The sequence below is a fragment of the Pseudomonas frigoris genome, from assembly GCF_047758635.1.
Lineage (GTDB): Bacteria > Pseudomonadota > Gammaproteobacteria > Pseudomonadales > Pseudomonadaceae > Aquipseudomonas > Aquipseudomonas frigoris.
Genome location: NZ_CP180479.1, coordinates 6,316,077 through 6,335,594 on the forward strand (window position 1 = coordinate 6,316,077; position 19,518 = coordinate 6,335,594).

General features: G+C 54.5%; 32 protein-coding genes. All 32 read right to left on the reverse strand.

Going from position 1 to position 19,518, the window contains the following annotated elements:
- Positions 1 to 35: 35 nt before the first annotated feature.
- Entirely contained in the window at positions 36 to 500 is a 465-nt protein-coding gene (gene bfr, locus ACMXYH_RS29125) for a bacterioferritin (RefSeq protein ID WP_415765718.1), read from the reverse strand.
- 149 nt (positions 501 to 649) lie between these two features.
- Positions 650 to 2,104, reverse strand: coding sequence for a catalase (locus ACMXYH_RS29130; protein WP_415765719.1), 1,455 nt, complete (start codon positions 2,102 to 2,104; stop codon positions 650 to 652).
- A gap of 217 nt (positions 2,105 to 2,321) precedes the next feature.
- On the reverse strand, positions 2,322 to 2,708 hold the full coding sequence (gene rplQ, locus ACMXYH_RS29135; RefSeq protein WP_008145500.1) for a 50S ribosomal protein L17: 387 nt from the start codon (positions 2,706 to 2,708) through the stop codon (positions 2,322 to 2,324).
- A gap of 42 nt (positions 2,709 to 2,750) precedes the next feature.
- On the reverse strand, positions 2,751 to 3,752 hold the full coding sequence (locus ACMXYH_RS29140; RefSeq protein ID WP_003186012.1) for a DNA-directed RNA polymerase subunit alpha: 1,002 nt from the start codon (positions 3,750 to 3,752) through the stop codon (positions 2,751 to 2,753).
- Between the two features lie 22 nt (positions 3,753 to 3,774).
- The gene (rpsD, locus tag ACMXYH_RS29145) at positions 3,775 to 4,395 is read right to left on the reverse strand and encodes a 30S ribosomal protein S4 (RefSeq protein WP_003210056.1); all 621 of its coding nucleotides are present in this window, start codon (positions 4,393 to 4,395) and stop codon (positions 3,775 to 3,777) included.
- A gap of 18 nt (positions 4,396 to 4,413) precedes the next feature.
- Positions 4,414 to 4,803 carry a 30S ribosomal protein S11 gene (rpsK, locus tag ACMXYH_RS29150; protein WP_002555466.1) on the reverse strand — a complete coding sequence of 130 codons (390 nt, stop codon included), beginning with the start codon at positions 4,801 to 4,803 and terminating at the stop codon, positions 4,414 to 4,416.
- Between the two features lie 30 nt (positions 4,804 to 4,833).
- Positions 4,834 to 5,190 (reverse strand): 30S ribosomal protein S13, encoded by a 357-nt coding sequence (rpsM, locus tag ACMXYH_RS29155; protein WP_003186020.1) that lies wholly within the window; start codon positions 5,188 to 5,190, stop codon positions 4,834 to 4,836.
- Positions 5,191 to 5,320: 130 nt separating this feature from the next.
- Positions 5,321 to 5,437, reverse strand: a complete 117-nt coding sequence (gene rpmJ, locus ACMXYH_RS29160) for a 50S ribosomal protein L36 (RefSeq protein WP_002555468.1) — start codon at positions 5,435 to 5,437, stop codon at positions 5,321 to 5,323.
- A gap of 27 nt (positions 5,438 to 5,464) precedes the next feature.
- Complete coding sequence (gene secY / locus ACMXYH_RS29165; RefSeq protein WP_003228718.1) at positions 5,465 to 6,793, reverse strand: preprotein translocase subunit SecY; 1,329 nt, start codon at positions 6,791 to 6,793, stop codon at positions 5,465 to 5,467.
- Positions 6,794 to 7,231, reverse strand: a complete 438-nt coding sequence (gene rplO / locus ACMXYH_RS29170) for a 50S ribosomal protein L15 (RefSeq protein WP_007896782.1) — start codon at positions 7,229 to 7,231, stop codon at positions 6,794 to 6,796.
- Between the two features lie 3 nt (positions 7,232 to 7,234).
- Positions 7,235 to 7,411 carry a 50S ribosomal protein L30 gene (gene rpmD / locus ACMXYH_RS29175; RefSeq protein WP_003186033.1) on the reverse strand — a complete coding sequence of 59 codons (177 nt, stop codon included), beginning with the start codon at positions 7,409 to 7,411 and terminating at the stop codon, positions 7,235 to 7,237.
- A gap of 2 nt (positions 7,412 to 7,413) precedes the next feature.
- Positions 7,414 to 7,914 (reverse strand): 30S ribosomal protein S5, encoded by a 501-nt coding sequence (gene rpsE, locus ACMXYH_RS29180; protein WP_007943782.1) that lies wholly within the window; start codon positions 7,912 to 7,914, stop codon positions 7,414 to 7,416.
- A gap of 3 nt (positions 7,915 to 7,917) precedes the next feature.
- Positions 7,918 to 8,268: a 50S ribosomal protein L18 gene (gene rplR / locus ACMXYH_RS29185; RefSeq protein WP_003186037.1), complete on the reverse strand. Its 351-nt coding sequence runs from the start codon at positions 8,266 to 8,268 to the stop codon at positions 7,918 to 7,920.
- A 10-nt stretch (positions 8,269 to 8,278) separates the two neighbouring features.
- Entirely contained in the window at positions 8,279 to 8,812 is a 534-nt protein-coding gene (rplF, locus tag ACMXYH_RS29190; protein ID WP_007896774.1) for a 50S ribosomal protein L6, read from the reverse strand.
- 12 nt (positions 8,813 to 8,824) lie between these two features.
- Positions 8,825 to 9,217, reverse strand: a complete 393-nt coding sequence (gene rpsH / locus ACMXYH_RS29195) for a 30S ribosomal protein S8 (protein WP_003186040.1) — start codon at positions 9,215 to 9,217, stop codon at positions 8,825 to 8,827.
- A 209-nt stretch (positions 9,218 to 9,426) separates the two neighbouring features.
- Positions 9,427 to 9,732 (reverse strand): 30S ribosomal protein S14, encoded by a 306-nt coding sequence (gene rpsN, locus ACMXYH_RS29200; RefSeq protein WP_003176414.1) that lies wholly within the window; start codon positions 9,730 to 9,732, stop codon positions 9,427 to 9,429.
- A gap of 13 nt (positions 9,733 to 9,745) precedes the next feature.
- Entirely contained in the window at positions 9,746 to 10,285 is a 540-nt protein-coding gene (gene rplE, locus ACMXYH_RS29205) for a 50S ribosomal protein L5 (RefSeq protein ID WP_003176415.1), read from the reverse strand.
- 20 nt (positions 10,286 to 10,305) lie between these two features.
- Positions 10,306 to 10,620 carry a 50S ribosomal protein L24 gene (gene rplX / locus ACMXYH_RS29210; protein WP_008145498.1) on the reverse strand — a complete coding sequence of 105 codons (315 nt, stop codon included), beginning with the start codon at positions 10,618 to 10,620 and terminating at the stop codon, positions 10,306 to 10,308.
- Between the two features lie 11 nt (positions 10,621 to 10,631).
- Positions 10,632 to 11,000 carry a 50S ribosomal protein L14 gene (gene rplN, locus ACMXYH_RS29215; protein ID WP_002555479.1) on the reverse strand — a complete coding sequence of 123 codons (369 nt, stop codon included), beginning with the start codon at positions 10,998 to 11,000 and terminating at the stop codon, positions 10,632 to 10,634.
- A 23-nt stretch (positions 11,001 to 11,023) separates the two neighbouring features.
- Entirely contained in the window at positions 11,024 to 11,290 is a 267-nt protein-coding gene (gene rpsQ / locus ACMXYH_RS29220) for a 30S ribosomal protein S17 (RefSeq protein WP_003176419.1), read from the reverse strand.
- A gap of 2 nt (positions 11,291 to 11,292) precedes the next feature.
- Positions 11,293 to 11,484 carry a 50S ribosomal protein L29 gene (rpmC, locus tag ACMXYH_RS29225; RefSeq protein WP_008030901.1) on the reverse strand — a complete coding sequence of 64 codons (192 nt, stop codon included), beginning with the start codon at positions 11,482 to 11,484 and terminating at the stop codon, positions 11,293 to 11,295.
- Positions 11,484 to 11,897 carry a 50S ribosomal protein L16 gene (gene rplP / locus ACMXYH_RS29230; protein ID WP_008145497.1) on the reverse strand — a complete coding sequence of 138 codons (414 nt, stop codon included), beginning with the start codon at positions 11,895 to 11,897 and terminating at the stop codon, positions 11,484 to 11,486. The genes rpmC and rplP overlap by 1 nt, the downstream gene beginning before the upstream one ends.
- Before the next feature lie 12 nt (positions 11,898 to 11,909).
- The gene (gene rpsC, locus ACMXYH_RS29235) at positions 11,910 to 12,596 is read right to left on the reverse strand and encodes a 30S ribosomal protein S3 (RefSeq protein WP_003176422.1); all 687 of its coding nucleotides are present in this window, start codon (positions 12,594 to 12,596) and stop codon (positions 11,910 to 11,912) included.
- Between the two features lie 13 nt (positions 12,597 to 12,609).
- A complete protein-coding gene (gene rplV / locus ACMXYH_RS29240) occupies positions 12,610 to 12,942 on the reverse strand; it encodes a 50S ribosomal protein L22 (protein WP_003103908.1) in 333 nt (110 codons plus the stop codon).
- Between the two features lie 13 nt (positions 12,943 to 12,955).
- On the reverse strand, positions 12,956 to 13,231 hold the full coding sequence (gene rpsS / locus ACMXYH_RS29245; RefSeq protein ID WP_002555486.1) for a 30S ribosomal protein S19: 276 nt from the start codon (positions 13,229 to 13,231) through the stop codon (positions 12,956 to 12,958).
- A 16-nt stretch (positions 13,232 to 13,247) separates the two neighbouring features.
- Positions 13,248 to 14,072: a 50S ribosomal protein L2 gene (gene rplB / locus ACMXYH_RS29250; RefSeq protein WP_129440762.1), complete on the reverse strand. Its 825-nt coding sequence runs from the start codon at positions 14,070 to 14,072 to the stop codon at positions 13,248 to 13,250.
- A 14-nt stretch (positions 14,073 to 14,086) separates the two neighbouring features.
- On the reverse strand, positions 14,087 to 14,386 hold the full coding sequence (gene rplW / locus ACMXYH_RS29255) for a 50S ribosomal protein L23 (RefSeq protein WP_002555488.1): 300 nt from the start codon (positions 14,384 to 14,386) through the stop codon (positions 14,087 to 14,089).
- Entirely contained in the window at positions 14,383 to 14,985 is a 603-nt protein-coding gene (gene rplD, locus ACMXYH_RS29260) for a 50S ribosomal protein L4 (protein WP_007896707.1), read from the reverse strand. Before rplD ends, rplW begins: the two co-directional genes overlap by 4 nt.
- Positions 14,986 to 14,997: 12 nt before the next feature.
- Positions 14,998 to 15,633: a 50S ribosomal protein L3 gene (gene rplC, locus ACMXYH_RS29265; RefSeq protein WP_003186059.1), complete on the reverse strand. Its 636-nt coding sequence runs from the start codon at positions 15,631 to 15,633 to the stop codon at positions 14,998 to 15,000.
- An 80-nt stretch (positions 15,634 to 15,713) separates the two neighbouring features.
- Positions 15,714 to 16,025 carry a 30S ribosomal protein S10 gene (gene rpsJ / locus ACMXYH_RS29270; protein ID WP_003186070.1) on the reverse strand — a complete coding sequence of 104 codons (312 nt, stop codon included), beginning with the start codon at positions 16,023 to 16,025 and terminating at the stop codon, positions 15,714 to 15,716.
- 141 nt (positions 16,026 to 16,166) lie between these two features.
- The gene (tuf, locus tag ACMXYH_RS29275) at positions 16,167 to 17,360 is read right to left on the reverse strand and encodes an elongation factor Tu (RefSeq protein ID WP_134423355.1); all 1,194 of its coding nucleotides are present in this window, start codon (positions 17,358 to 17,360) and stop codon (positions 16,167 to 16,169) included.
- Between the two features lie 30 nt (positions 17,361 to 17,390).
- Positions 17,391 to 19,496 carry an elongation factor G gene (fusA, locus tag ACMXYH_RS29280; protein WP_129440758.1) on the reverse strand — a complete coding sequence of 702 codons (2,106 nt, stop codon included), beginning with the start codon at positions 19,494 to 19,496 and terminating at the stop codon, positions 17,391 to 17,393.
- Between the last annotated feature and the right edge of the window lie 22 nt (positions 19,497 to 19,518).

Genomic DNA, 19,518 nt, shown 5'->3' on the forward strand with positions numbered 1-19,518 from the left:
CATCGGTGACAGGGGCTTTTTTGTAGCCGGCGGAATCAGAACTGCGATTGCAGGTAATTCTCCAGACCGATCAACTTGATCAGACCCAACTGCTTCTCGAGCCAGTAGGTGTGATCCTCTTCGGTGTCGTTCAGCTGAATACGCAGCATCTCGCGGCTGGCGTAGTCCTTGTGCAGCTCGCAGAGCTCGATGCCCTTGCAGAGTGCGGCGCGGACTTTGTATTCCAGACGCAGGTCCGCGGCGAGCATGTCAGGCACTGTGGTGCCGACGTCCAGGTCGTCCGGACGCATGCGCGGAGTGCCTTCGAGCATTAGAATCCGGCGCATCAGGGCGTCAGCGTGCTGCGCCTCTTCGTCCATTTCGTGGTTGATACGTTCGTAGAGCTCGGTAAAACCCCAGTCCTCGTACATCCGCGAATGGATGAAATATTGATCACGAGCCGCCAGTTCGCCGGTCAGCAACGTGTTGAGGTAATCGATTACGTCTGGGTGGCCTTGCATCGCCCTACATCTCCCTGCTTGAAAGTCTGTAGTTTGAACCAAGCAGACTGTTTGGTCACTCTGCTTGCGCGATAAAAGCGAAGATATTCTGAGAAAATTGGTTTAAATAACGCAAAAACCGCCCAAATGAGGGCGGTTCTGCTTCTCGTTTAGACTTCGTTAAGCTGTACGCCCAACGCCGTTGCGATCGCTTCTCCGTACGCCGGGTCGGCCCTGAAGAAGTGCTGCAGTTGACGATCAACCACGTCACCGGAAACTCCCGCCATGGCGCCGGCAATGTTGTTGACCAGCAGGGTTTTCTGCTCATCATTCATCAGGCGGAACAGTGCACCGGCGTGGCTGTAGTAGTCAGTATCTTCGCGATGATCGTAACGATCAGCTGCACCACTCAGCGCCAGCGCTGGCTCTGCATAGCGAGGTGCTTGTTTCGGCGATTCGATGTAGCTGTTCGGCTCGTAGTTAGGTGTCGCACCGCCATTGCTGCCAAACGCCATCGAACCGTCGCGCTGATAGCTGTTCACCGGGCTGCGAGGCGCGTTCACCGGCAATTGCTGGTGGTTGGTGCCAATGCGGTAGCGGTGAGCATCGGCGTAAGCGAACACTCGCCCCTGCAACATGCGGTCAGGCGATAAACCGACACCCGGGACCATGTTGCTCGGACCGAACGCCGCTTGCTCGACTTCAGCAAAGTAGTTCTGTGGGTTGCGGTTAAGTTCCAGCTCACCCACTTCGATCAGCGGAAACTCTTTCTGCGACCAGGTTTTGGTCACGTCAAACGGGTTCTCGTAGTGCGCTGCGGCCTGAGCCTCGGTCATGATCTGGATGCACACGCGCCATTTCGGAAAATCACCGCGCTCGATCGCGCCGAACAGATCACGCTGTGCGTAATCTGGATCGGTACCAGCCAGGCGCGCCGCTTCTGCTGGCGCCAGGTTTTTGATCCCTTGCTTGGTCTTGTAGTGCCATTTCACCCAGTGACGTTCGCCATTGGCGTTGATCAGGCTGTAGGTGTGGCTGCCGAAGCCGTGCATGTGACGGTAGCCATCGGGGATGCCGCGGTCCGAGAACAGAATAGTGACCTGATGCAACGCCTCAGGTGAGTGCGACCAGAAGTCCCACATCATTTGTGCGCTTTTCAGATTGCTTTGTGGAAGACGTTTCTGGGTGTGAATAAAGTCCGGGAATTTCAAAGGATCGCGGATGAAGAACACTGGCGTGTTGTTGCCGACGATGTCCCAGTTGCCTTCTTCGGTGTAGAACTTCAGAGCAAAACCACGTGGATCGCGCTCGGTGTCGGCCGAACCACGCTCACCACCCACGGTGGAAAACCGCAGGAAGGTTGGGGTTTGCTTGCCGACAGACTCAAACAGTTTGGCGCTTGTGTACTCGGTGATGTCCCGAGTTACGCTGAACGTACCGTAAGCACCCGAACCTTTGGCGTGTACACGACGCTCAGGGATGTTTTCACGGTTGAAGTGGGCAAGCTTCTCGATCAGGTGAAAGTCGTCGAGCAGCAGCGGGCCACGAGGGCCAGCGGAACGGGAATTCTGGTTGTCAGCGACAGGAGCGCCACTGGCGGTGGTAAGTGTTCTATTTTGGCTCATGCGATGTCTTCCTCTGTCTGTCTGTCTGTCTTTCCTACTGCCGGCTAATCGGCTGAGAGGGAGTATTGACCGTCAACATGACACCATCAAATTCATTAAGTTGTGAGCATCGATAGATAATTACTAATGAAACTGTATCACCTAGTCCTCTCGATACTTTTCGAGCGCTCACAAAAAACCGGGCACTAGGCCCGGTTCTTCGTTTCAGACTGACGTCTTACTCAGCGGATACAGCTTCACCACCGGCAGGACGATCAACCAACTCGACGTACGCCATAGGCGCGTTGTCGCCAGTGCGGAAACCGCACTTGAGGATGCGCAGGTAGCCACCCTCACGGGTAGCGTAACGCTTGCCCAGGTCGTTGAAGAGCTTACCAACGATAGCTTTCGAACGAGTACGATCGAAAGCCAGACGGCGGTTAGCCAGGCTGTCTGTCTTGGCCAAAGTGATCAGCGGCTCAGCAACGCGACGCAGTTCTTTAGCTTTCGGCAGTGTAGTTTTGATCAGCTCGTGCTCGAACAGCGACACTGCCATGTTTTGAAACATGGCCTTGCGGTGCGAGCTAGTGCGGCTCAGGTGACGACCACTTTTACGATGACGCATGGTTCATTCCTTACCAAACACAACGTTCGGTGATTACGACGATCAGGCAGTCGCCTTGTCGTCCTTCTTAAGACTTGCAGGCGGCCAGTTGTCGAGGCGCATGCCGAGGGACAGACCGCGGGAGGCCAGAACGTCCTTGATTTCAGTCAAGGATTTCTTGCCAAGGTTCGGAGTCTTCAACAGCTCTACTTCGGTACGCTGAATCAGGTCACCGATGTAGTAGATGTTTTCCGCCTTAAGGCAGTTAGCCGAACGTACAGTCAGTTCCAGATCGTCAACCGGGCGAAGCAGGATCGGATCGATCTCGTCTTCCTGCTCAACAACCACTGGCTCACTGTCACCTTTGAGGTCGACGAACGCAGCCAACTGCTGTTGCAGAATGGTTGCAGCGCGGCGAATAGCCTCTTCAGGATCCAGAGTACCGTTGGTTTCCAGATCAATAACCAGCTTGTCCAGGTTAGTACGCTGTTCGACACGGGCGTTTTCCACCACGTATGCGATACGGCGAACCGGGCTGAACGAAGAGTCAAGCTGCAAGCGACCGATGCTGCGGCTTTCGTCTTCATCGCTCTGACGCGAGTCTGCCGGTTCATAACCACGACCACGAGCTACGGTGAGCTTCATGTTCAGGGCGCCGTTAGACGCCAGGTTAGCGATTACGTGATCGGGGTTAACGATCTCGACATCATGATCCAGCTGAATATCGGCAGCGGTAACCACCCCCGAACCCTTCTTCGACAAGGTCAGCGTAACTTCGTCACGGCCGTGCAGCTTGATAGCCAGACCTTTAAGGTTCAACAGGATTTCAATTACGTCTTCCTGTACACCTTCGATGGCGCTGTACTCATGGAGCACACCGTCAATCTCGGCCTCGACTACTGCGCAGCCGGGCATTGAGGACAACAGGATGCGGCGCAGCGCGTTGCCCAGGGTGTGGCCAAAACCACGCTCGAGAGGCTCGAGAGTGATCTTGGCGCGGGTTGGACTGACAACCTGCACATCAATATGGCGGGGTGTCAGGAACTCATTTACCGAAATCTGCATGGATGCACCTATTTTCTAGCCCTTACTTGGAGTAGAGCTCGACAATCAGGCTTTCGTTGATGTCGGCGGACAGATCACTGCGAGCAGGAACGTTCTTGAAAACGCCCGACTTCTTCTCAGTGTCTACTTCTACCCATTCTACGCGGCCACGTTGGGCACACAGATCGAGAGCTTGGACAATGCGAAGTTGGTTCTTTGCTTTCTCGCGAATCGCGACCACGTCACCAGCACGAACCTGGTACGACGGCACGTTTACGGTCTGACCGTTAACGCTTACGGATTTGTGCGATACCAGCTGACGGGATTCGGCACGAGTAGAGCCAAAACCCATACGGTATACAACGTTGTCCAGACGGCATTCGAGCAGTTGCAACAGGTTTTCGCCAGTTGCACCTTTCTTGCCAGCAGCTTCTTTGTAGTAGCCGCTGAATTGACGCTCGAGAACGCCGTAGATACGACGGACCTTCTGCTTTTCACGCAGTTGGGTGCCGTAATCGGACTGGCGACCGCGGCGTTGGCCGTGGATACCAGGTGCTGCTTCAATGTTGCACTTCGATTCGATCGCGCGCACGCCGCTCTTCAAGAAGAGATCGGTGCCTTCGCGACGAGCGAGTTTGCATTTTGGACCAATGTAACGAGCCATTCTTTACAATCTCCTGGATTACACGCGGCGCTTCTTCGGCGGACGGCACCCGTTGTGCGGGATTGGCGTCACGTCGGTGATGCTGGCGATCTTGTAGCCACAGCCGTTCAAAGCGCGGACTGCAGATTCACGACCTGGACCTGGACCTTTGACGTTAACGTCGAGGTTTTTCAGGCCGTATTCCAGCGCAGCTTGACCAGCACGTTCAGCAGCTACTTGAGCAGCAAACGGGGTGGACTTGCGGGAACCGCGGAAACCCGAACCACCGGAGGTAGCCCAGGAAAGAGCGTTGCCTTGACGGTCGGTGATGGTCACGATTGTGTTGTTAAAAGATGCATGGATGTGGGCGATGCCATCAACCACTGTCTTTTTAACTTTTTTACGAGGACGAGCAGCAGGTTTAGCCATGATTAATTTCCTGTCGATTCGCTGGGGCGATTACTTGCGGATCGGCTTACGCGGACCTTTACGGGTACGCGCGTTAGTCTTGGTACGCTGACCGCGCACTGGAAGACCACGACGATGACGCAGACCGCGATAGCAACCGAGGTCCATCAAACGCTTGATTTTCATGTTGATTTCGCGACGCAGGTCACCTTCAGTGGTGAACTTCGCCACTTCGCCACGCAGCTGTTCAATCTGCTCGTCGCTCAGATCTTTGATCTTTGCGGCTGGGTTTACCCCAGTCACTGCACAGATCTTCTGTGCAGTAGTGCGACCAACACCATAGATGTAGGTCAGCGAGATAACAGTATGCTTGTTATCTGGAATGTTAACGCCTGCAATACGGGCCATTCAGTGGGACTCCAATTGACAGCTACCTACGCCCCGGAAGCCAAGAAATAGGGCGCGAGATAATATCGCTGTAATAACAAATAATCAACCCGGCAGCGCACTAGCTGCCGGGCTTGAAGCACAATCACACTCAGCCTTGGCGCTGTTTGTGACGCGGTTCCGCGCTGCAAATTACTCGAACAACACCTTCGCGGCGAATAATCTTGCAGTTACGGCACAGCTTTTTCACCGATGCACGAACTTTCATCACCAACTCCTCGAACCTTATGGGTACTCAGCGCAACATGCCGCTGCCGTAACCCTTCAGGTTGGCTTTCTTCATCAGGGATTCGTACTGGTGCGAAACGAGGTGCGATTGTACTTGGGACATGAAGTCCATCACAACCACGACGACGATCAGCAACGAGGTCCCGCCAAGGTAGAACGGTACGTTTGCTGCAACCACCAGGAACTGGGGCAGCAAGCACACGGCCGTCATGTAAAGAGCACCGAACATGGTCAAACGAGTCAGAACGCCATCAATGTAGCGCGCAGACTGCTCGCCTGGACGGATGCCCGGAATAAAGGCACCGGACTTCTTCAGGTTTTCCGCTACGTCTTTCGGATTGAACATCAACGCCGTATAGAAGAAGCAGAAGAAAATAATCCCTGCACTAAACAGCAGAATATTCAACGGCTGACCAGGAGCGATCGACTGCGAGATGTCCTGCAACCAGCCCATACCTTCAGACTGGCCGAACCAGGCACCCAACGAAGCCGGGAACAGCAAAATGCTGCTCGCGAAAATGGCCGGAATAACACCGGCCATGTTCACCTTCAGCGGCAAGTGGCTAGTCTGCGCAGCGAAGACCTTGCGGCCCTGCTGACGCTTGGCGTAGTGAACAGCAATACGACGCTGACCACGCTCAATGAACACCACAAAACCGATAATCGCTACTGCCAGCAAACCGATGGCAACCAGGGCGAAGATGTTGATATCACCCTGACGTGCAGACTCGAAAGACTGCCCGATCGCTCTCGGAAGACCGGCGACGATACCCGAAAAAATCAACATCGAGATACCGTTGCCAACACCACGCTCAGTAATCTGCTCACCCAGCCACATCATGAACATCGCACCAGCCACAAAAGTGGATACCGCGACGAAATGGAAGCCAAAGTCACCAGTGAACGCAACGCCCTGCCCTGCCAGACCAATGGACATGCCAATTGCCTGAACGAGAGCGAGAACGACAGTGCCGTAGCGGGTGTACTGGCTGATCTTGCGACGGCCAGCTTCACCTTCCTTCTTCAACTGCTCCAACTGCGGGCTGACGGCGGTCATCAGCTGCATGATGATCGATGCCGAAATGTACGGCATGATCCCCAGTGCAAAGATGCTCATCCGTTCCAGCGCGCCGCCGGAAAACATGTTGAACAAGCTAAGAATGGTCCCCTCATTCTGTCGAAACAGGTCCGCGAGTCGGTCCGGGTTGATACCTGGAACCGGGATGTGTGCGCCTATTCGGTAGACGATAATCGCCAGGAACAGAAAACGCAGACGAGCCCAGAGTTCAGACATACCGCCTTTGCCGAGCGCAGAGAGAGCACCTTGCTTAGCCATTTATTCCTCGAACTTGCCGCCAGCTGCTTCGATAGCCGCACGCGCACCTTTGGTGGCGCCGATTCCCTTTCCGATGGTAACAGCGCGAGTAACTTCGCCGGACAGCATGATTTTCACACGCTGTACGTTGACGTTGATCACGTTGGCATCTTTCAGGGACTGCACGGTGACGATGTCGCCTTCCACTTTAGCCAGCTCGGACAGACGCACTTCTGCGCGGTCCATGGCTTTCAGGGAAACGAAACCGAACTTTGGCAGGCGACGATGCAGCGGCTGTTGACCGCCTTCAAAGCCTGGAGCAATGGTGCCACCGGAGCGGGAGGACTGACCTTTGTGGCCACGGCCACCGGTCTTGCCCAAACCACTACCGATACCACGGCCCGGACGATGCTTTTCGCGACGGGAACCCGGCGCTGGACTCAGATCATTGAGTTTCATCGATTAACCCTCGACACGCAGCATGTAGTAAGCCTTGTTGATCATCCCGCGATTCTCGGGAGTATCAAGCACTTCTACAGTGTGACCGATGCGACGCAGACCCAGACCCTTAACGCACAGTTTGTGGTTAGGGATACGGCCGGTCATGCTTTTGATCAGCGTAACTTTAACGGTAGCCATGATCAGAAGATCTCCTTGACGCTTTTGCCACGCTTGGCGGCAATGGATTCAGGAGACTGCATAGCTTTCAAACCTTTGAAAGTGGCGTGAACCACGTTTACCGGGTTAGTCGAGCCGTAGCACTTGGCCAGAACGTTCTGAACGCCAGCAACTTCGAGGACAGCACGCATAGCGCCGCCAGCGATGATACCGGTACCTTCAGAAGCAGGCTGCATGTACACCTTCGAAGCGCCGTGACCGGACTTCATTGCGTACTGCAGAGTGGTGCCGTTCAGATCAACTTGGATCATGTTGCGGCGAGCAGCTTCCATTGCCTTCTGGATCGCAGCAGGCACTTCACGTGACTTGCCACGGCCGAAGCCAACACGCCCTTTACCATCACCAACCACGGTCAACGCGGTGAAAGTGAAGATACGGCCGCCTTTTACGGTTTTGGCTACGCGGTTAACTTGAACCAGCTTCTCAATGTAGCCTTCGTCGCGCTTTTGGTCGTTATTTGACATAACTTAGAACTCCAGCCCAGCTTCACGAGCAGCATCAGCCAGCGCCTTGACGCGGCCGTGGTACTTGAAGCCAGAGCGGTCGAAAGCCACCTGCGAGACGCCAGCGGCTTTAGCACGCGTAGCGACCAGCTGGCCAACCTTAGTGGCCGCGTCGATGTTGCCAGTGGCGCCATCACGCAGTTCTTTATCCAAAGTCGAGGCAGATGCCAGGACTTTGTTGCCGTCGGCCGAAATGACCTGGGCGTAGATGTGCTGCGACGAGCGGAACACGCAGAGACGCACGACTTCGAGTTCGTGCATTTTCAGGCGTGCTTTGCGAGCGCGACGCAGTCGAGTAACTTTTTTGTCGGTCATTTGCTATGCCCTACTTCTTCTTGGCTTCTTTACGACGGACGACTTCGTCCGCGTAGCGCACACCTTTGCCTTTGTATGGCTCTGGTGGACGGAAGTCGCGGATCTCGGCGGCCACTTGACCTACCAGCTGCTTATCGATACCCCGAATCAGGATGTCGGTTTGGCTAGGAGTCTCAGCGGTGATGCCTTCCGGCAGTTCATAATCCACTGGGTGCGAGAAGCCAAGAGCCAGGTTCAGCACTGTGCCTTTTGCTTGCGCTTTATAACCAACACCGACCAGCTGGAGCTTACGCTCGAAGCCTTGGCTTACGCCTTGGACCATGTTGTTTACCAACGCACGAGTGGTACCAGCCATTGCGCGAGTTTGTTGATCGCCATTGCGAGCAGCGAAACGCAGCTCACCAGCTTCTTCAACGATCTCAACAGACGAATGGATGTTCAGTTCGAGAGTGCCCTTGGCACCCTTCACCGAAAGCTGTTGGCCTGCGAATTTTACTTCGACACCGGCTGGCAGCTTAACGGGGTTCTTAGCGACGCGTGACATGCTTATCCCCCCTTAGAACACAGTGCAAAGAACTTCGCCGCCGACACCGGCAGCGCGCGCAGCACGATCCGTCATCACACCTTTGTTGGTGGAGACGATAGACACACCGAGACCGCCACGAACTTTGGGCAGATCATCGACGGACTTGTACTGACGCAGGCCTGGACGGCTAACGCGCTTCACTTCCTCGATGACCGGACGGCCTTCGAAGTACTTCAGCTCGATGGACAGCAGTGGTTTGATTTCGCTGCTGATCTGATAACCCGCAATGTAACCTTCGTCCTTCAGGACTTTGGCAACAGCTACCTTCAAAGTAGAAGATGGCATGCTTACGACGGACTTTTCAGCCATCTGGGCATTACGGATTCGAGTTAGCATGTCCGCTAACGGGTCCTGCATACTCATGGGCTAGACGCTCCTAATACAAAAAAATTAGCCTTGCGGCTACTACTTGTCGCCGAGCTCATCCATGCGAAAAAAGCACGGGCTCAGGCGAGCCGGGTATTCTAGACACACCCCACAAATGAATCAAGCCCCAAAAGGGGCTTGATCCAAGTTCAAGGTCACCGGCGGTCAGGATCTTGCGATCCCGAACACCGAGACTTTGACAGTGCTTACCAGCTGGCTTTAACCAGACCAGGTACGTCGCCACGCATTGCAGCTTCACGCAGTTTGTTACGGCCGAGGCCGAACTTGCGGTAAACGCCGTGTGGACGACCGGTCAGGCGGCAGCGGTTACGCATGCGCGAAGCGCTTGCGTCACGTGGCTGCTTCTGCAGAGCTACTGTAGCTTCCCAACGCGCTTCTGGACTTGCGTTCAGATCAACGATGATAGCTTTCAGTGCTGCACGCTTTTTGGCGTACTTGGCAACCGTGAGCTGACGCTTCAGCTCGCGGTTTTTCATGCTCATCTTGGCCATTTTCCTACTCCAATCAGTTGCGGAACGGGAATTTGAAAGCACGCAACAGGGCGCGACCTTCATCATCGTTCTTGGCAGTGGTGGTCAGGGTAATGTCCAGACCGCGGAGAGCATCGATCTTGTCGTAGTCGATTTCCGGGAAGATGATCTGCTCTTTAACGCCCATGCTGTAGTTACCACGACCATCGAAGGACTTGGCATTCAGGCCGCGGAAGTCGCGAACCCGAGGCAGGGAGATCGACAGCAGACGATCCAGGAACTCGTACATACGCTCACGGCGCAGGGTCACTTTGACGCCGATCGGCCAACCTTCACGGACTTTAAAGCCAGCGATGGATTTCCGAGCGTACGTCACAACAACTTTCTGACCGGTGATCTTTTCCAGGTCGGCAACAGCGTGCTCGATGACTTTTTTGTCACCGACCGCTTCGCCCAGACCCATGTTCAGGGTGATTTTGGTAACGCGTGGAACTTCCATCACGTTCGAAAGCTTAAGTTCTTCCTTAAGCTTCGGTGCGATTTCCTTCCAGTAAATCTCTTTTAGTCGTGCCATGGTCTTCTACCTAGCAGTGTTCAAGCATCAACCGCTTTTTGGGTCGACTTGAAGACACGAATTTTCTTGCCGTCTTCTACTTTGAAACCAACGCGGTCAGCCTTGTTGGTTTCGCCGTTGAAAATGGCGACGTTAGAAGCGTCCAGTGGAGCTTCTTTTTCGACGATACCGCCTTGCACGCCCGACGCCGGGTTAGGCTTGGTATGACGCTTAACCAGGTTCAGACCACCAATAACCAGACGGTTATTAGCGAGAACCTTAAGCACCTTACCGCGCTTACCTTTGTCTTTGCCGGCGATCACGATGATCTCGTCGTCACGACGAATCTTTTGCATGTCGGATCTCCTTACAGCACTTCTGGGGCGAGCGAGACGATCTTCATGAACTTCTCAGTACGAAGTTCACGAGTCACTGGCCCAAAGATACGGGTGCCGATCGGCTCTTGCTTGTTGTTCAGAAGAACAGCAGCGTTGCCATCAAAGCGGATAATGGAGCCATCAGCACGACGTACGCCGTGACGAGTGCGGACTACAACAGCAGTCATCACTTGGCCTTTTTTCACTTTACCGCGAGGAATTGCTTCCTTCACGGTAACTTTGATGATGTCACCGATACCAGCGTAACGACGATGGGAGCCACCCAGCACCTTGATGCACATAACACGGCGAGCGCCGCTGTTATCGGCCACATCGAGCATGGATTGAGTCTGAATCATATAATTTCTCCGACCCCTAGTCCTTAGACTTCCACAGCGCGTTCGAGAACATCAACCAATGCCCAAGACTTGGTCTTGGCCAGCGGACGAGTTTCACGAATAGTGACTTTGTCGCCGATGTGGCACTGATTGGTTTCGTCGTGCGCGTGCAGCTTAGTCGAACGCTTAACGTATTTACCGTAGATCGGGTGCTTAACGCGACGCTCGATCAGAACGGTGATGGTCTTGTCCATTTTGTCGCTGACAACACGGCCAGTCAGCGTACGGACGGTTTTTTCGGCTTCAGCCATGATTACTTACCTGCCTGCTGTTTGAGCACAGTCTTCACGCGAGCGATGTCACGCTTAACTTGCCGGAGCAGGTGAGACTGCCCCAACTGGCCAGTTGCTTTCTGCATGCGCAGATTGAACTGGTCGCGCAGCAGGCCGAGCAGTTGCTCGTTAAGCTGCGGCGCGTCTTTTTCACGAAGTTCGTTCGCTTTCATCACATCACCGTCCGTTTAACGAAGGCAGTGGCGAGCGGCAGCTTTGCAGCAGCCAAGGCAAAAGCCTCACGCGCCAGCTCTTCAGTAACACCCTCGATTTCATACAGGACTTTGCCTGGCTGAATCTGGGCAACCCAGTACTCCACACTACCCTTACCTTTACCCATCCGAACTTCGAGTGGCTTTTTGGAAATAGGCTTGTCCGGGAATACACGGATCCAGATCTTGCCGCCACGTTTAACGTGACGGGTCAGAGCACGACGCGCTGACTCGATCTGACGAGCGGTGAGACGACCACGAGCTACAGACTTCAGCGCGAACTCGCCGAAGCTGACTTTGCTACCGCGCTGTGCCAGACCACGGTTGTGGCCTGTCATCTGCTTGCGGAACTTCGTACGCTTTGGTTGCAACATTTGGCGTACCCCTTACTTAGCAGCTTTTTTACGAGGCGCTGGTGCTTGTGGTTTCAGTTCTTCTTGGCGACCACCAATTACTTCGCCTTTGAAGATCCAAACCTTTACACCGATCACACCGTAAGTGGTGTGAGCTTCGTAGTTGGCATAGTCGATGTCGGCACGCAGGGTGTGCAGTGGCACACGACCTTCGCGATACCATTCAGTACGTGCGATTTCAGCACCGCCGAGACGACCGCTCACTTGGATTTTGATGCCTTTGGCACCAATGCGCATGGCGTTCTGTACAGCGCGCTTCATAGCGCGACGGAACATTACGCGACGCTCCAGCTGCTGAGCTACGCTCTGCGCAACCAACATACCGTCGAGTTCCGGCTTGCGGATTTCTTCGATATTGATGTGCACAGGCACACCCATTTGTTTGGTCAGGTCCTGACGCAGTTTCTCAACATCTTCACCTTTCTTCCCGATAACGATACCTGGACGAGCAGTGTGGATGGTGATACGTGCAGTTTGAGCCGGACGATGGATATCGATACGGCTTACGGACGCGCTTTTTAGTTTGTCTTGGAGATACTCACGCACCTTCAGATCAGCGAACAAATAGTCCGCATAAGTCCGACCGTCTGCGTACCAGACGGAGGTGTGCTCCTTGACGATTCCCAGGCGAATGCCAATGGGATGTACTTTCTGACCCATCTCTTCGACTCCGTTACTTGTCAGCAACCTTGACAGTGATATGGCAAGACCGCTTGACGATGCGATCAGCACGGCCTTTGGCACGTGGCATGATTCGCTTCAGCGAACGCCCTTCGTTGACGAAAACGGTGCTGACCTTAAGGTCATCAACGTCTGCGCCTTCGTTATGCTCGGCGTTGGCTACGGCCGACTCCAGCACTTTCTTCATGATCTCGGCGGCTTTCTTACTGCTGAAAGCCAACAGGTTGAGCGCTTCGCCCACCTTCTTCCCGCGGATCTGGTCGGCGACCAAGCGGGCTTTCTGGGCGGAGATTCGAGCGCCCGACAACTTAGCGGCTACTTCCATCGTTCCTTACCCCTTAACGCTTGGCTTTCTTGTCTGCCACGTGCCCACGATATGTGCGGGTACCGGCAAACTCGCCTAGTTTGTGGCCGACCATGTCTTCGTTCACGAGAACTGGAACATGTTGACGACCGTTATGCACAGCAATGGTCAAACCGACCATTTGTGGCAGGATCATGGAACGGCGCGACCAGGTCTTAACTGGTTTGCGATCGTTCTTTTCCGCCGCCACTTCGATCTTCTTCAGTAGGTGAAGATCAATAAAAGGACCTTTTTTCAGAGAACGTGGCACTGTCGTATCCCTCTATTTACTTGCGACGACGGACGATCATTTTGTCGGTACGCTTATTACCACGAGTCTTCGCGCCCTTAGTCGGGAAGCCCCATGGCGATACCGGATGACGACCACCAGAGGTACGACCTTCACCACCACCATGTGGGTGGTCAACCGGGTTCATGGCAACACCACGAACGGTTGGGCGAACGCCACGCCAGCGTTTGGCACCAGCTTTACCCAGCGAACGCAGGCTGTGCTCGGAGTTCGAGACTTCACCCAAGGTCGCGCGGCATTCAGCCAGCACTTTACGCATCTCACCAGAACGCAGACGCAGGGTCACGTAGACACCTTCACGAGCGACCAGCTGAGCCGAAGCACCAGCGGAACGAGCGATTTGCGCGCCTTTACCTGGCTTCAATTCGATGCCGTGTACGGTGCTACCAACTGGAATGTTACGCAGTTGCAGAGCGTTGCCCGGCTTGATCGGTGCCAAAGCACCTGCGATCAGCTGGTCACCAGCACTCACGCCTTTAGGGGCGATGATGTAGCGACGCTCGCCATCTGCGTACAGCAGCAGAGCGATGTGAGCAGTACGGTTTGGATCGTATTCAATACGCTCGACAGTGGCAGAGATGCCATCTTTGTCGTTGCGACGGAAATCGACCAGACGATAATGCTGCTTATGGCCACCACCGATGTGACGAGTGGTAATACGACCATTGTTGTTACGACCACCAGTCTTCGATTTTTTCTCGAGCAGCGGTGCGTGAGGAGCGCCTTTATGCAGCTCCTGATTGACCACCTTGACCACAAAACGGCGGCCAGGGGAAGTCGGTTTGCATTTAACGATTGCCATGATGCACCCCTTCCTTACTCAGCACTGCTGCTGAAATCGAGATCTTGGCCTGGCTGAAGGGAGATAACTGCCTTCTTCCAGTCATTACGCTTGCCCAGACCGCGAGCAGTGCGCTTGCTCTTACCCAGAACATTCAGGGTAGTAACACGCTCTACTTTCACGCTGAACAGGCTTTCGACGGCCTTCTTGATTTCCAGCTTGGTTGCGTCAGTTGCAACCTTGAAAACGAACTGGCCTTTCTTGTCAGCCAGAACCGTAGCCTTTTCGGAAACGTGCGGGCCAAGCAGAACTTTAAATACGCGTTCCTGGTTCATCCCAGCAGCTCCTCGAATTTCTTCACGGCCGACACGGTGATCAACACCTTGTCGTATGCGATCAGACTAACTGGATCGGAACCTTGCACGTCACGCACATCAACGTGTGGCAGGTTACGAGCAGCCAGGTACAGGTTCTGATCAACCACTTCAGACACGATCAAGACGTCAGTCAGGCCCATGCCGGTCAGTTTGTTCAGCAGATCTTTGGTCTTCGGTGCATCAACAGCGAAGTCCTGAACCACAACCAGACGATCAGTACGCACCAGCTCAGCAAGGATGGAACGCATTGCTGCGCGATACATCTTCTTGTTCAGCTTCTGGGTGTGATCCTGAGGACGAGCTGCGAAAGTGGTACCGCCGCCACGCCAGATTGGGCTACGGATAGTACCGGCACGAGCACGGCCAGTACCTTTCTGACGCCATGGGCGCTTACCGCCACCACGAACGTCGGAACGGGTCTTTTGCTGCTTGCTACCTTGACGGCCGCCGGCCATGTAGGCCACGACTGCTTGGTGAACCAGCGTCTCGTTGAATTCGCCGCCAAATGTCAGTTCGGAAACTTCGATCGCTTGAGCGTCATTTACATTTAATTGCATGTCAGCTTCCCCTTAACCGCGAGCCTTGGCTGCTGGACGTACAACCAAGTTGCCGCCAGTAGCGCCAGGAACAGCGCCCTTGACCAACAACAGATTGCGTTCAGCGTCCACGCGCACTACTTCGAGGGACTGCACGGTCACGCGCTCAGCGCCCATATGACCGGACATTTTTTTGCCCTTGAATACACGACCAGGAGTCTGGCACTGGCCGATAGAGCCTGGAACGCGGTGGGATACGGAGTTACCGTGGGTATTATCTTGCCCGCGGAAATTCCAACGCTTGATCGTACCCTGGAAGCCTTTACCTTTGGACTGACCGGTTACATCAACCAGTTGACCAGCGGCGAAGATTTCAGCGTTGATCAGATCGCCGGCCTGGTACTCGCCTTCTTCAAGACGGAATTCCATTACGGTACGACCAGCGGCAACGTTCGCTTTAGCGAAGTGGCCAGCTTGAGCAGCTGTAACACGCGAAGCACGACGCTCGCCTACAGTGACTTGCACTGCACGATAGCCATCGGTCTCTTCAGTTTTGAACTGGGTGACGCGATTCGGTTCGATCTCAATGACCGTGACCGGAATGGAGACACCTTCTTCGGTGAAAATACGGGTCATACCGCATTTACGACCGACTACACCAATAGTCATGTTGTAAACCTCATGAGTGTACGGGGCTTTCACCCGCTATGGCCGCCCATTTCAGAGCGTTACACGACTAAGACCGAGTCTTAGCCGAGGCTGATCTGCACTTCCACACCGGCCGCAAGATCAAGCTTCATAAGCGCATCAACGGTTTTATCCGTCGGCTGGACGATGTCCAGAACGCGCTTATGAGTACGGATCTCGTACTGGTCACGCGCGTCTTTGTTGACGTGCGGGGAGACCAGAACGGTGAACCGCTCTTTACGGGTAGGCAGTGGAATTGGACCACGCACTTGAGCACCAGTACGTTTCGCGGTTTCCACGATTTCCTGGGTGGATTGGTCGATCAGGCGATGGTCAAAAGCCTTCAACCTGATACGGATTTGCTGATTTTGCATTGGATTTCAGACTCCGGCTGCTATTCCCAGCGAGCGCAATACGCCCGTTAAAAGGAGGCGCAATTCTATAGACGGGTTTCTACAGTGTCAACCCAATAAAAAAGCCCCCGCTAGGCGGGGGCTTTTTCAAGTCATCACTTATTAAGCGATGATTTTGGCTACGACGCCAGCGCCGACGGTACGACCGCCTTCACGAATAGCGAAACGCAGACCATCTTCCATTGCGATGGTTTTGATCAGGGTGACAACCATTTTGATGTTGTCGCCCGGCATTACCATTTCAACGCCTTCCGGCAGTTCGCAGTTACCGGTCACGTCAGTGGTCCGGAAGTAGAACTGTGGACGGTAGCCTTTGAAGAACGGAGTGTGGCGACCGCCTTCTTCTTTGCTCAACACGTACACTTCAGCTTCGAAGGTAGTGTGCGGCTTAACCGAACCTGGCTTGACCAGAACCTGGCCACGCTCAACGTCGTCACGCTTGGTGCCGCGCAGCAGCACGCCGCAGTTCTCGCCAGCACGACCTTCGTCGAGCAGCTTACGGAACATTTCAACGCCGGTGCAGGTGGTGACAACAGTGTCACGCAGACCAACGATTTCCAGCGAATCCTGAACCTTGACGATACCGCGCTCGATACGGCCAGTTACAACAGTACCGCGACCGGAGATCGAGAATACGTCTTCGATTGGCATCAGGAACGGCTTGTCGATAACACGAACTGGATCTGGAATGTAGCTGTCCAGAGTCTCAACCAGTTTACGAACGGCAGTGGTGCCCATTTCGTTGTCGTCTTGGCCGTTCAGAGCCATCAGAGCGGAACCGATGATGATCGGAGTGTCGTCGCCCGGGAAGTCGTAAGTGCTCAGCAGATCGCGCACTTCCATCTCAACCAGTTCCAGCAGCTCAGCGTCGTCAACCATGTCAGCCTTGTTCAGGAAGACAACGATGTACGGAACGCCAACCTGACGGGACAGCAGGATGTGCTCGCGGGTCTGAGGCATCGGACCATCAGCGGCCGAGCAAACCAGGATAGCGCCGTCCATCTGAGCAGCACCGGTGATCATGTTCTTCACATAGTCAGCGTGACCTGGGCAGTCAACGTGAGCGTAGTGACGGATCAGCGAGTTGTATTCAACGTGTGCGGTGTTGATGGTGATACCACGAGCCTTTTCTTCCGGTGCGCTGTCGATTTTGTCGAAAGCAACAGCGGCCGAACCGAAAACTTCGGAGCAGACGCGAGTCAGAGCAGCAGTCAGCGTGGTTTTACCGTGGTCAACGTGACCGATAGTGCCAACGTTAACGTGCGGGAGGTCACGTACAAATTTTTCTTTAGCCACGACAATTAACTCCTTGCCTAAAGGGCTGAATCAGCCTTGTTTTTTGGTAACAGTTTCGACGATATGCGACGGAGCTGTATTGTATTTTTTGAATTCCATAGAGTAGCTTGCGCGACCTTGGGACATGGAACGGACGTCGGTTGCGTAACCGAACATCTCACCCAACGGAACCTCGGCGCGAATCACTTTGCCGGAAACCGTGTCTTCCATACCCAGGATCATGCCGCGACGACGGTTAAGGTCGCCCATCACGTCACCCATATAGTCTTCAGGCGTAACAACCTCTACCGCCATGATCGGCTCAAGCAACTCACCACCGCCCTTCTGGGCCAGTTGCTTGGTCGCCATGGAAGCAGCCACCTTAAACGCCATCTCGTTGGAGTCGACGTCGTGGTAAGAACCATCAAAAACGGTAGCCTTCAGGCCGATCAGCGGATAGCCGGCAACAACACCGTTCTTCATCTGCTCTTCGATACCCTTCTGGATAGCCGGGATGTATTCCTTAGGAACCACACCACCCACTACTTCGTTCACGAATTGCAGACCTTCCTGACCTTCGTCAGCAGGAGCAAAACGAATCCAGCAGTGACCGAACTGGCCACGACCGCCGGACTGACGAACGAACTTACCTTCGATTTCACAGTTCTTCGTGATGCGCTCACGATAGGAAACCTGAGGCTTACCGATGTTGGCTTCGACGTTGAACTCACGGCGCATCCGGTCAACCAGGATGTCCAGGTGCAGCTCGCCCATGCCGGAGATGATCGTTTGACCAGTCTCTTCATCAGTTTTAACGCGGAAAGATGGATCTTCCTGAGCAAGTTTGCCCAGAGCGATACCCATTTTTTCCTGGTCGTCCTTGGTCTTAGGCTCAACGGCTACCGAGATAACCGGCTCCGGGAAGTCCATGCGAACCAGGATGATTGGCTTGTCAGCGGTGCACAAAGTTTCACCAGTGGTGACGTCCTTCATGCCGATCAAGGCCGCGATGTCGCCAGCGCGTACTTCCTTGATTTCTTCGCGGGCGTTTGCGTGCATTTGCACCATACGACCCACACGCTCTTTCTTGCCTTTAACCGAGTTGATCACGCCGTCGCCGGAGCTCAACACGCCCGAGTAAACTCGAACGAAGGTCAAGGTACCCACGAATGGGTCAGTAGCGATCTTGAACGCCAGAGCCGAGAACGGCTCGCTGTCGTCTGCATGACGCTCCAATTCGATAGTCTCGTCATCCGGGTCAGTACCCTTGATGGCAGGAATGTCGACCGGGGCCGGCAGGTAGTCGATAACAGCATCGAGAACCAGGGGAACACCCTTGTTCTTGAAGGAAGAACCGCAGACAGCCAAGACGATCTCACCAGCGATGGTACGCTGACGCAGAGCGGCCTTGATTTCCGGGATGGTGATTTCCTCACCTTCCAGGTACTTGTCCATCAGCTCTTCGCTGGCTTCGGCTGCAGCCTGAACCATGTTGTCACGCCACTCTTCAGCCAATTCCAGCAGTTCTGCAGGAATAGCTTCGCGACGCGGAACAGTACCCTTGTCAGCATCGTTCCAGTAAACAGCTTCCATGTTGATCAGATCGATCTGACCTTCGAAGTTGTCTTCGGAACCGATTGCCAACTGGATTGGCACCGGGGTGTGACCCAGACGCTGCTTGATCTGACCGATCACGCGCAGGAAGTTCGCACCAGCACGGTCCATCTTGTTTACGTAAACAAGACGTGGAACGCCGTACTTGTTGGCTTGACGCCATACGGTTTCCGACTGAGGCTCAACGCCCGAGGTGCCGCAGAACACCACGACAGCGCCGTCGAGTACACGCAGGGAACGTTCAACTTCAATAGTGAAGTCAACGTGGCCCGGGGTATCGATGACGTTGAAGCGGTACTTGTCAGCGTATTGCTTCTCGGAACCCTGCCAGAAGGTGGTAATAGCAGCAGAAGTAATGGTAATACCACGCTCCTGCTCCTGCACCATCCAGTCCGTGGTCGCGGCGCCGTCATGCACCTCGCCCATCTTGTGGCTTTTGCCAGTGTAAAAAAGGACGCGCTCGGTGGTGGTGGTTTTACCAGCATCCACGTGAGCAACGATACCAATGTTACGGTAGCGGTTAATCGGTGTAGTACGAGCCATAAAGCCCTCGCAAAATTAGTGA

Bases quoted from the DNA above. Each gene is read 5' to 3' on its own strand.
- rpsM (WP_003186020.1), bottom strand. From the start codon at position 5,190: ATGGCCCGTATTGCAGGCGTTAACATTCCAGATAACAAGCATACTGTT.
- rplO (WP_007896782.1), bottom strand. From the start codon at position 7,231: ATGAAACTCAATGATCTGAGTCCAGCGCCGGGTTCCCGTCGCGAAAAG.
- rplN (WP_002555479.1), bottom strand. From the start codon at position 11,000: ATGATTCAGACTCAATCCATGCTCGATGTGGCCGATAACAGCGGCGCT.
- rplV (WP_003103908.1), bottom strand. From the start codon at position 12,942: ATGGAAGTAGCCGCTAAGTTGTCGGGCGCTCGAATCTCCGCCCAGAAA.
- rpmJ (WP_002555468.1), bottom strand. From the start codon at position 5,437: ATGAAAGTTCGTGCATCGGTGAAAAAGCTGTGCCGTAACTGCAAGATT.
- ACMXYH_RS29140 (WP_003186012.1), bottom strand. From the start codon at position 3,752: ATGCAGATTTCGGTAAATGAGTTCCTGACACCCCGCCATATTGATGTG.
- rplD (WP_007896707.1), bottom strand. From the start codon at position 14,985: ATGCAATTAAATGTAAATGACGCTCAAGCGATCGAAGTTTCCGAACTG.
- secY (WP_003228718.1), bottom strand. From the start codon at position 6,793: ATGGCTAAGCAAGGTGCTCTCTCTGCGCTCGGCAAAGGCGGTATGTCT.
- rplB (WP_129440762.1), bottom strand. From the start codon at position 14,072: ATGGCAATCGTTAAATGCAAACCGACTTCCCCTGGCCGCCGTTTTGTG.
- rplP (WP_008145497.1), bottom strand. From the start codon at position 11,897: ATGTTGCAACCAAAGCGTACGAAGTTCCGCAAGCAGATGACAGGCCAC.
- rplR (WP_003186037.1), bottom strand. From the start codon at position 8,268: ATGACCGACAAAAAAGTTACTCGACTGCGTCGCGCTCGCAAAGCACGC.
- rpsK (WP_002555466.1), bottom strand. From the start codon at position 4,803: ATGGCTAAACCTGCTGCTCGTCCTCGTAAAAAAGTTAAAAAGACAGTG.
- rplC (WP_003186059.1), bottom strand. From the start codon at position 15,633: ATGACTATTGGTGTAGTCGGTCGTAAATGCGGTATGACCCGTATTTTC.
- rplX (WP_008145498.1), bottom strand. From the start codon at position 10,620: ATGCAAAAGATTCGTCGTGACGACGAGATCATCGTGATCGCCGGCAAA.
- ACMXYH_RS29130 (WP_415765719.1), bottom strand. From the start codon at position 2,104: ATGAGCCAAAATAGAACACTTACCACCGCCAGTGGCGCTCCTGTCGCT.
- rpsH (WP_003186040.1), bottom strand. From the start codon at position 9,217: ATGAGTATGCAGGACCCGTTAGCGGACATGCTAACTCGAATCCGTAAT.
- rplF (WP_007896774.1), bottom strand. From the start codon at position 8,812: ATGTCACGCGTCGCTAAGAACCCCGTTAAGCTGCCAGCCGGTGTCGAA.
- rpsC (WP_003176422.1), bottom strand. From the start codon at position 12,596: ATGGGTCAGAAAGTACATCCCATTGGCATTCGCCTGGGAATCGTCAAG.
- rpsJ (WP_003186070.1), bottom strand. From the start codon at position 16,025: ATGCAAAATCAGCAAATCCGTATCAGGTTGAAGGCTTTTGACCATCGC.
- rpsQ (WP_003176419.1), bottom strand. From the start codon at position 11,290: ATGGCTGAAGCCGAAAAAACCGTCCGTACGCTGACTGGCCGTGTTGTC.
- rplE (WP_003176415.1), bottom strand. From the start codon at position 10,285: ATGGCACGACTAAAAGAGATTTACTGGAAGGAAATCGCACCGAAGCTT.
- bfr (WP_415765718.1), bottom strand. From the start codon at position 500: ATGCAAGGCCACCCAGACGTAATCGATTACCTCAACACGTTGCTGACC.
- rplW (WP_002555488.1), bottom strand. From the start codon at position 14,386: ATGAACCAGGAACGCGTATTTAAAGTTCTGCTTGGCCCGCACGTTTCC.
- rpsE (WP_007943782.1), bottom strand. From the start codon at position 7,914: ATGTCAAATAACGACCAAAAGCGCGACGAAGGCTACATTGAGAAGCTG.
- rpmC (WP_008030901.1), bottom strand. From the start codon at position 11,484: ATGAAAGCGAACGAACTTCGTGAAAAAGACGCGCCGCAGCTTAACGAG.
- rplQ (WP_008145500.1), bottom strand. From the start codon at position 2,708: ATGCGTCATCGTAAAAGTGGTCGTCACCTGAGCCGCACTAGCTCGCAC.
- fusA (WP_129440758.1), bottom strand. From the start codon at position 19,496: ATGGCTCGTACTACACCGATTAACCGCTACCGTAACATTGGTATCGTT.
- rpsD (WP_003210056.1), bottom strand. From the start codon at position 4,395: ATGGCTCGTTACATTGGTCCAAAATGCAAACTCGCTCGTCGCGAAGGC.
- rpmD (WP_003186033.1), bottom strand. From the start codon at position 7,411: ATGGCTACCGTTAAAGTTACGCTGATCAAAAGCATGACCGGCCGTATC.
- rpsN (WP_003176414.1), bottom strand. From the start codon at position 9,732: ATGGCCAAGATGAGCATGAAAAACCGCGAGCTGAAGCGTCAGCTCACG.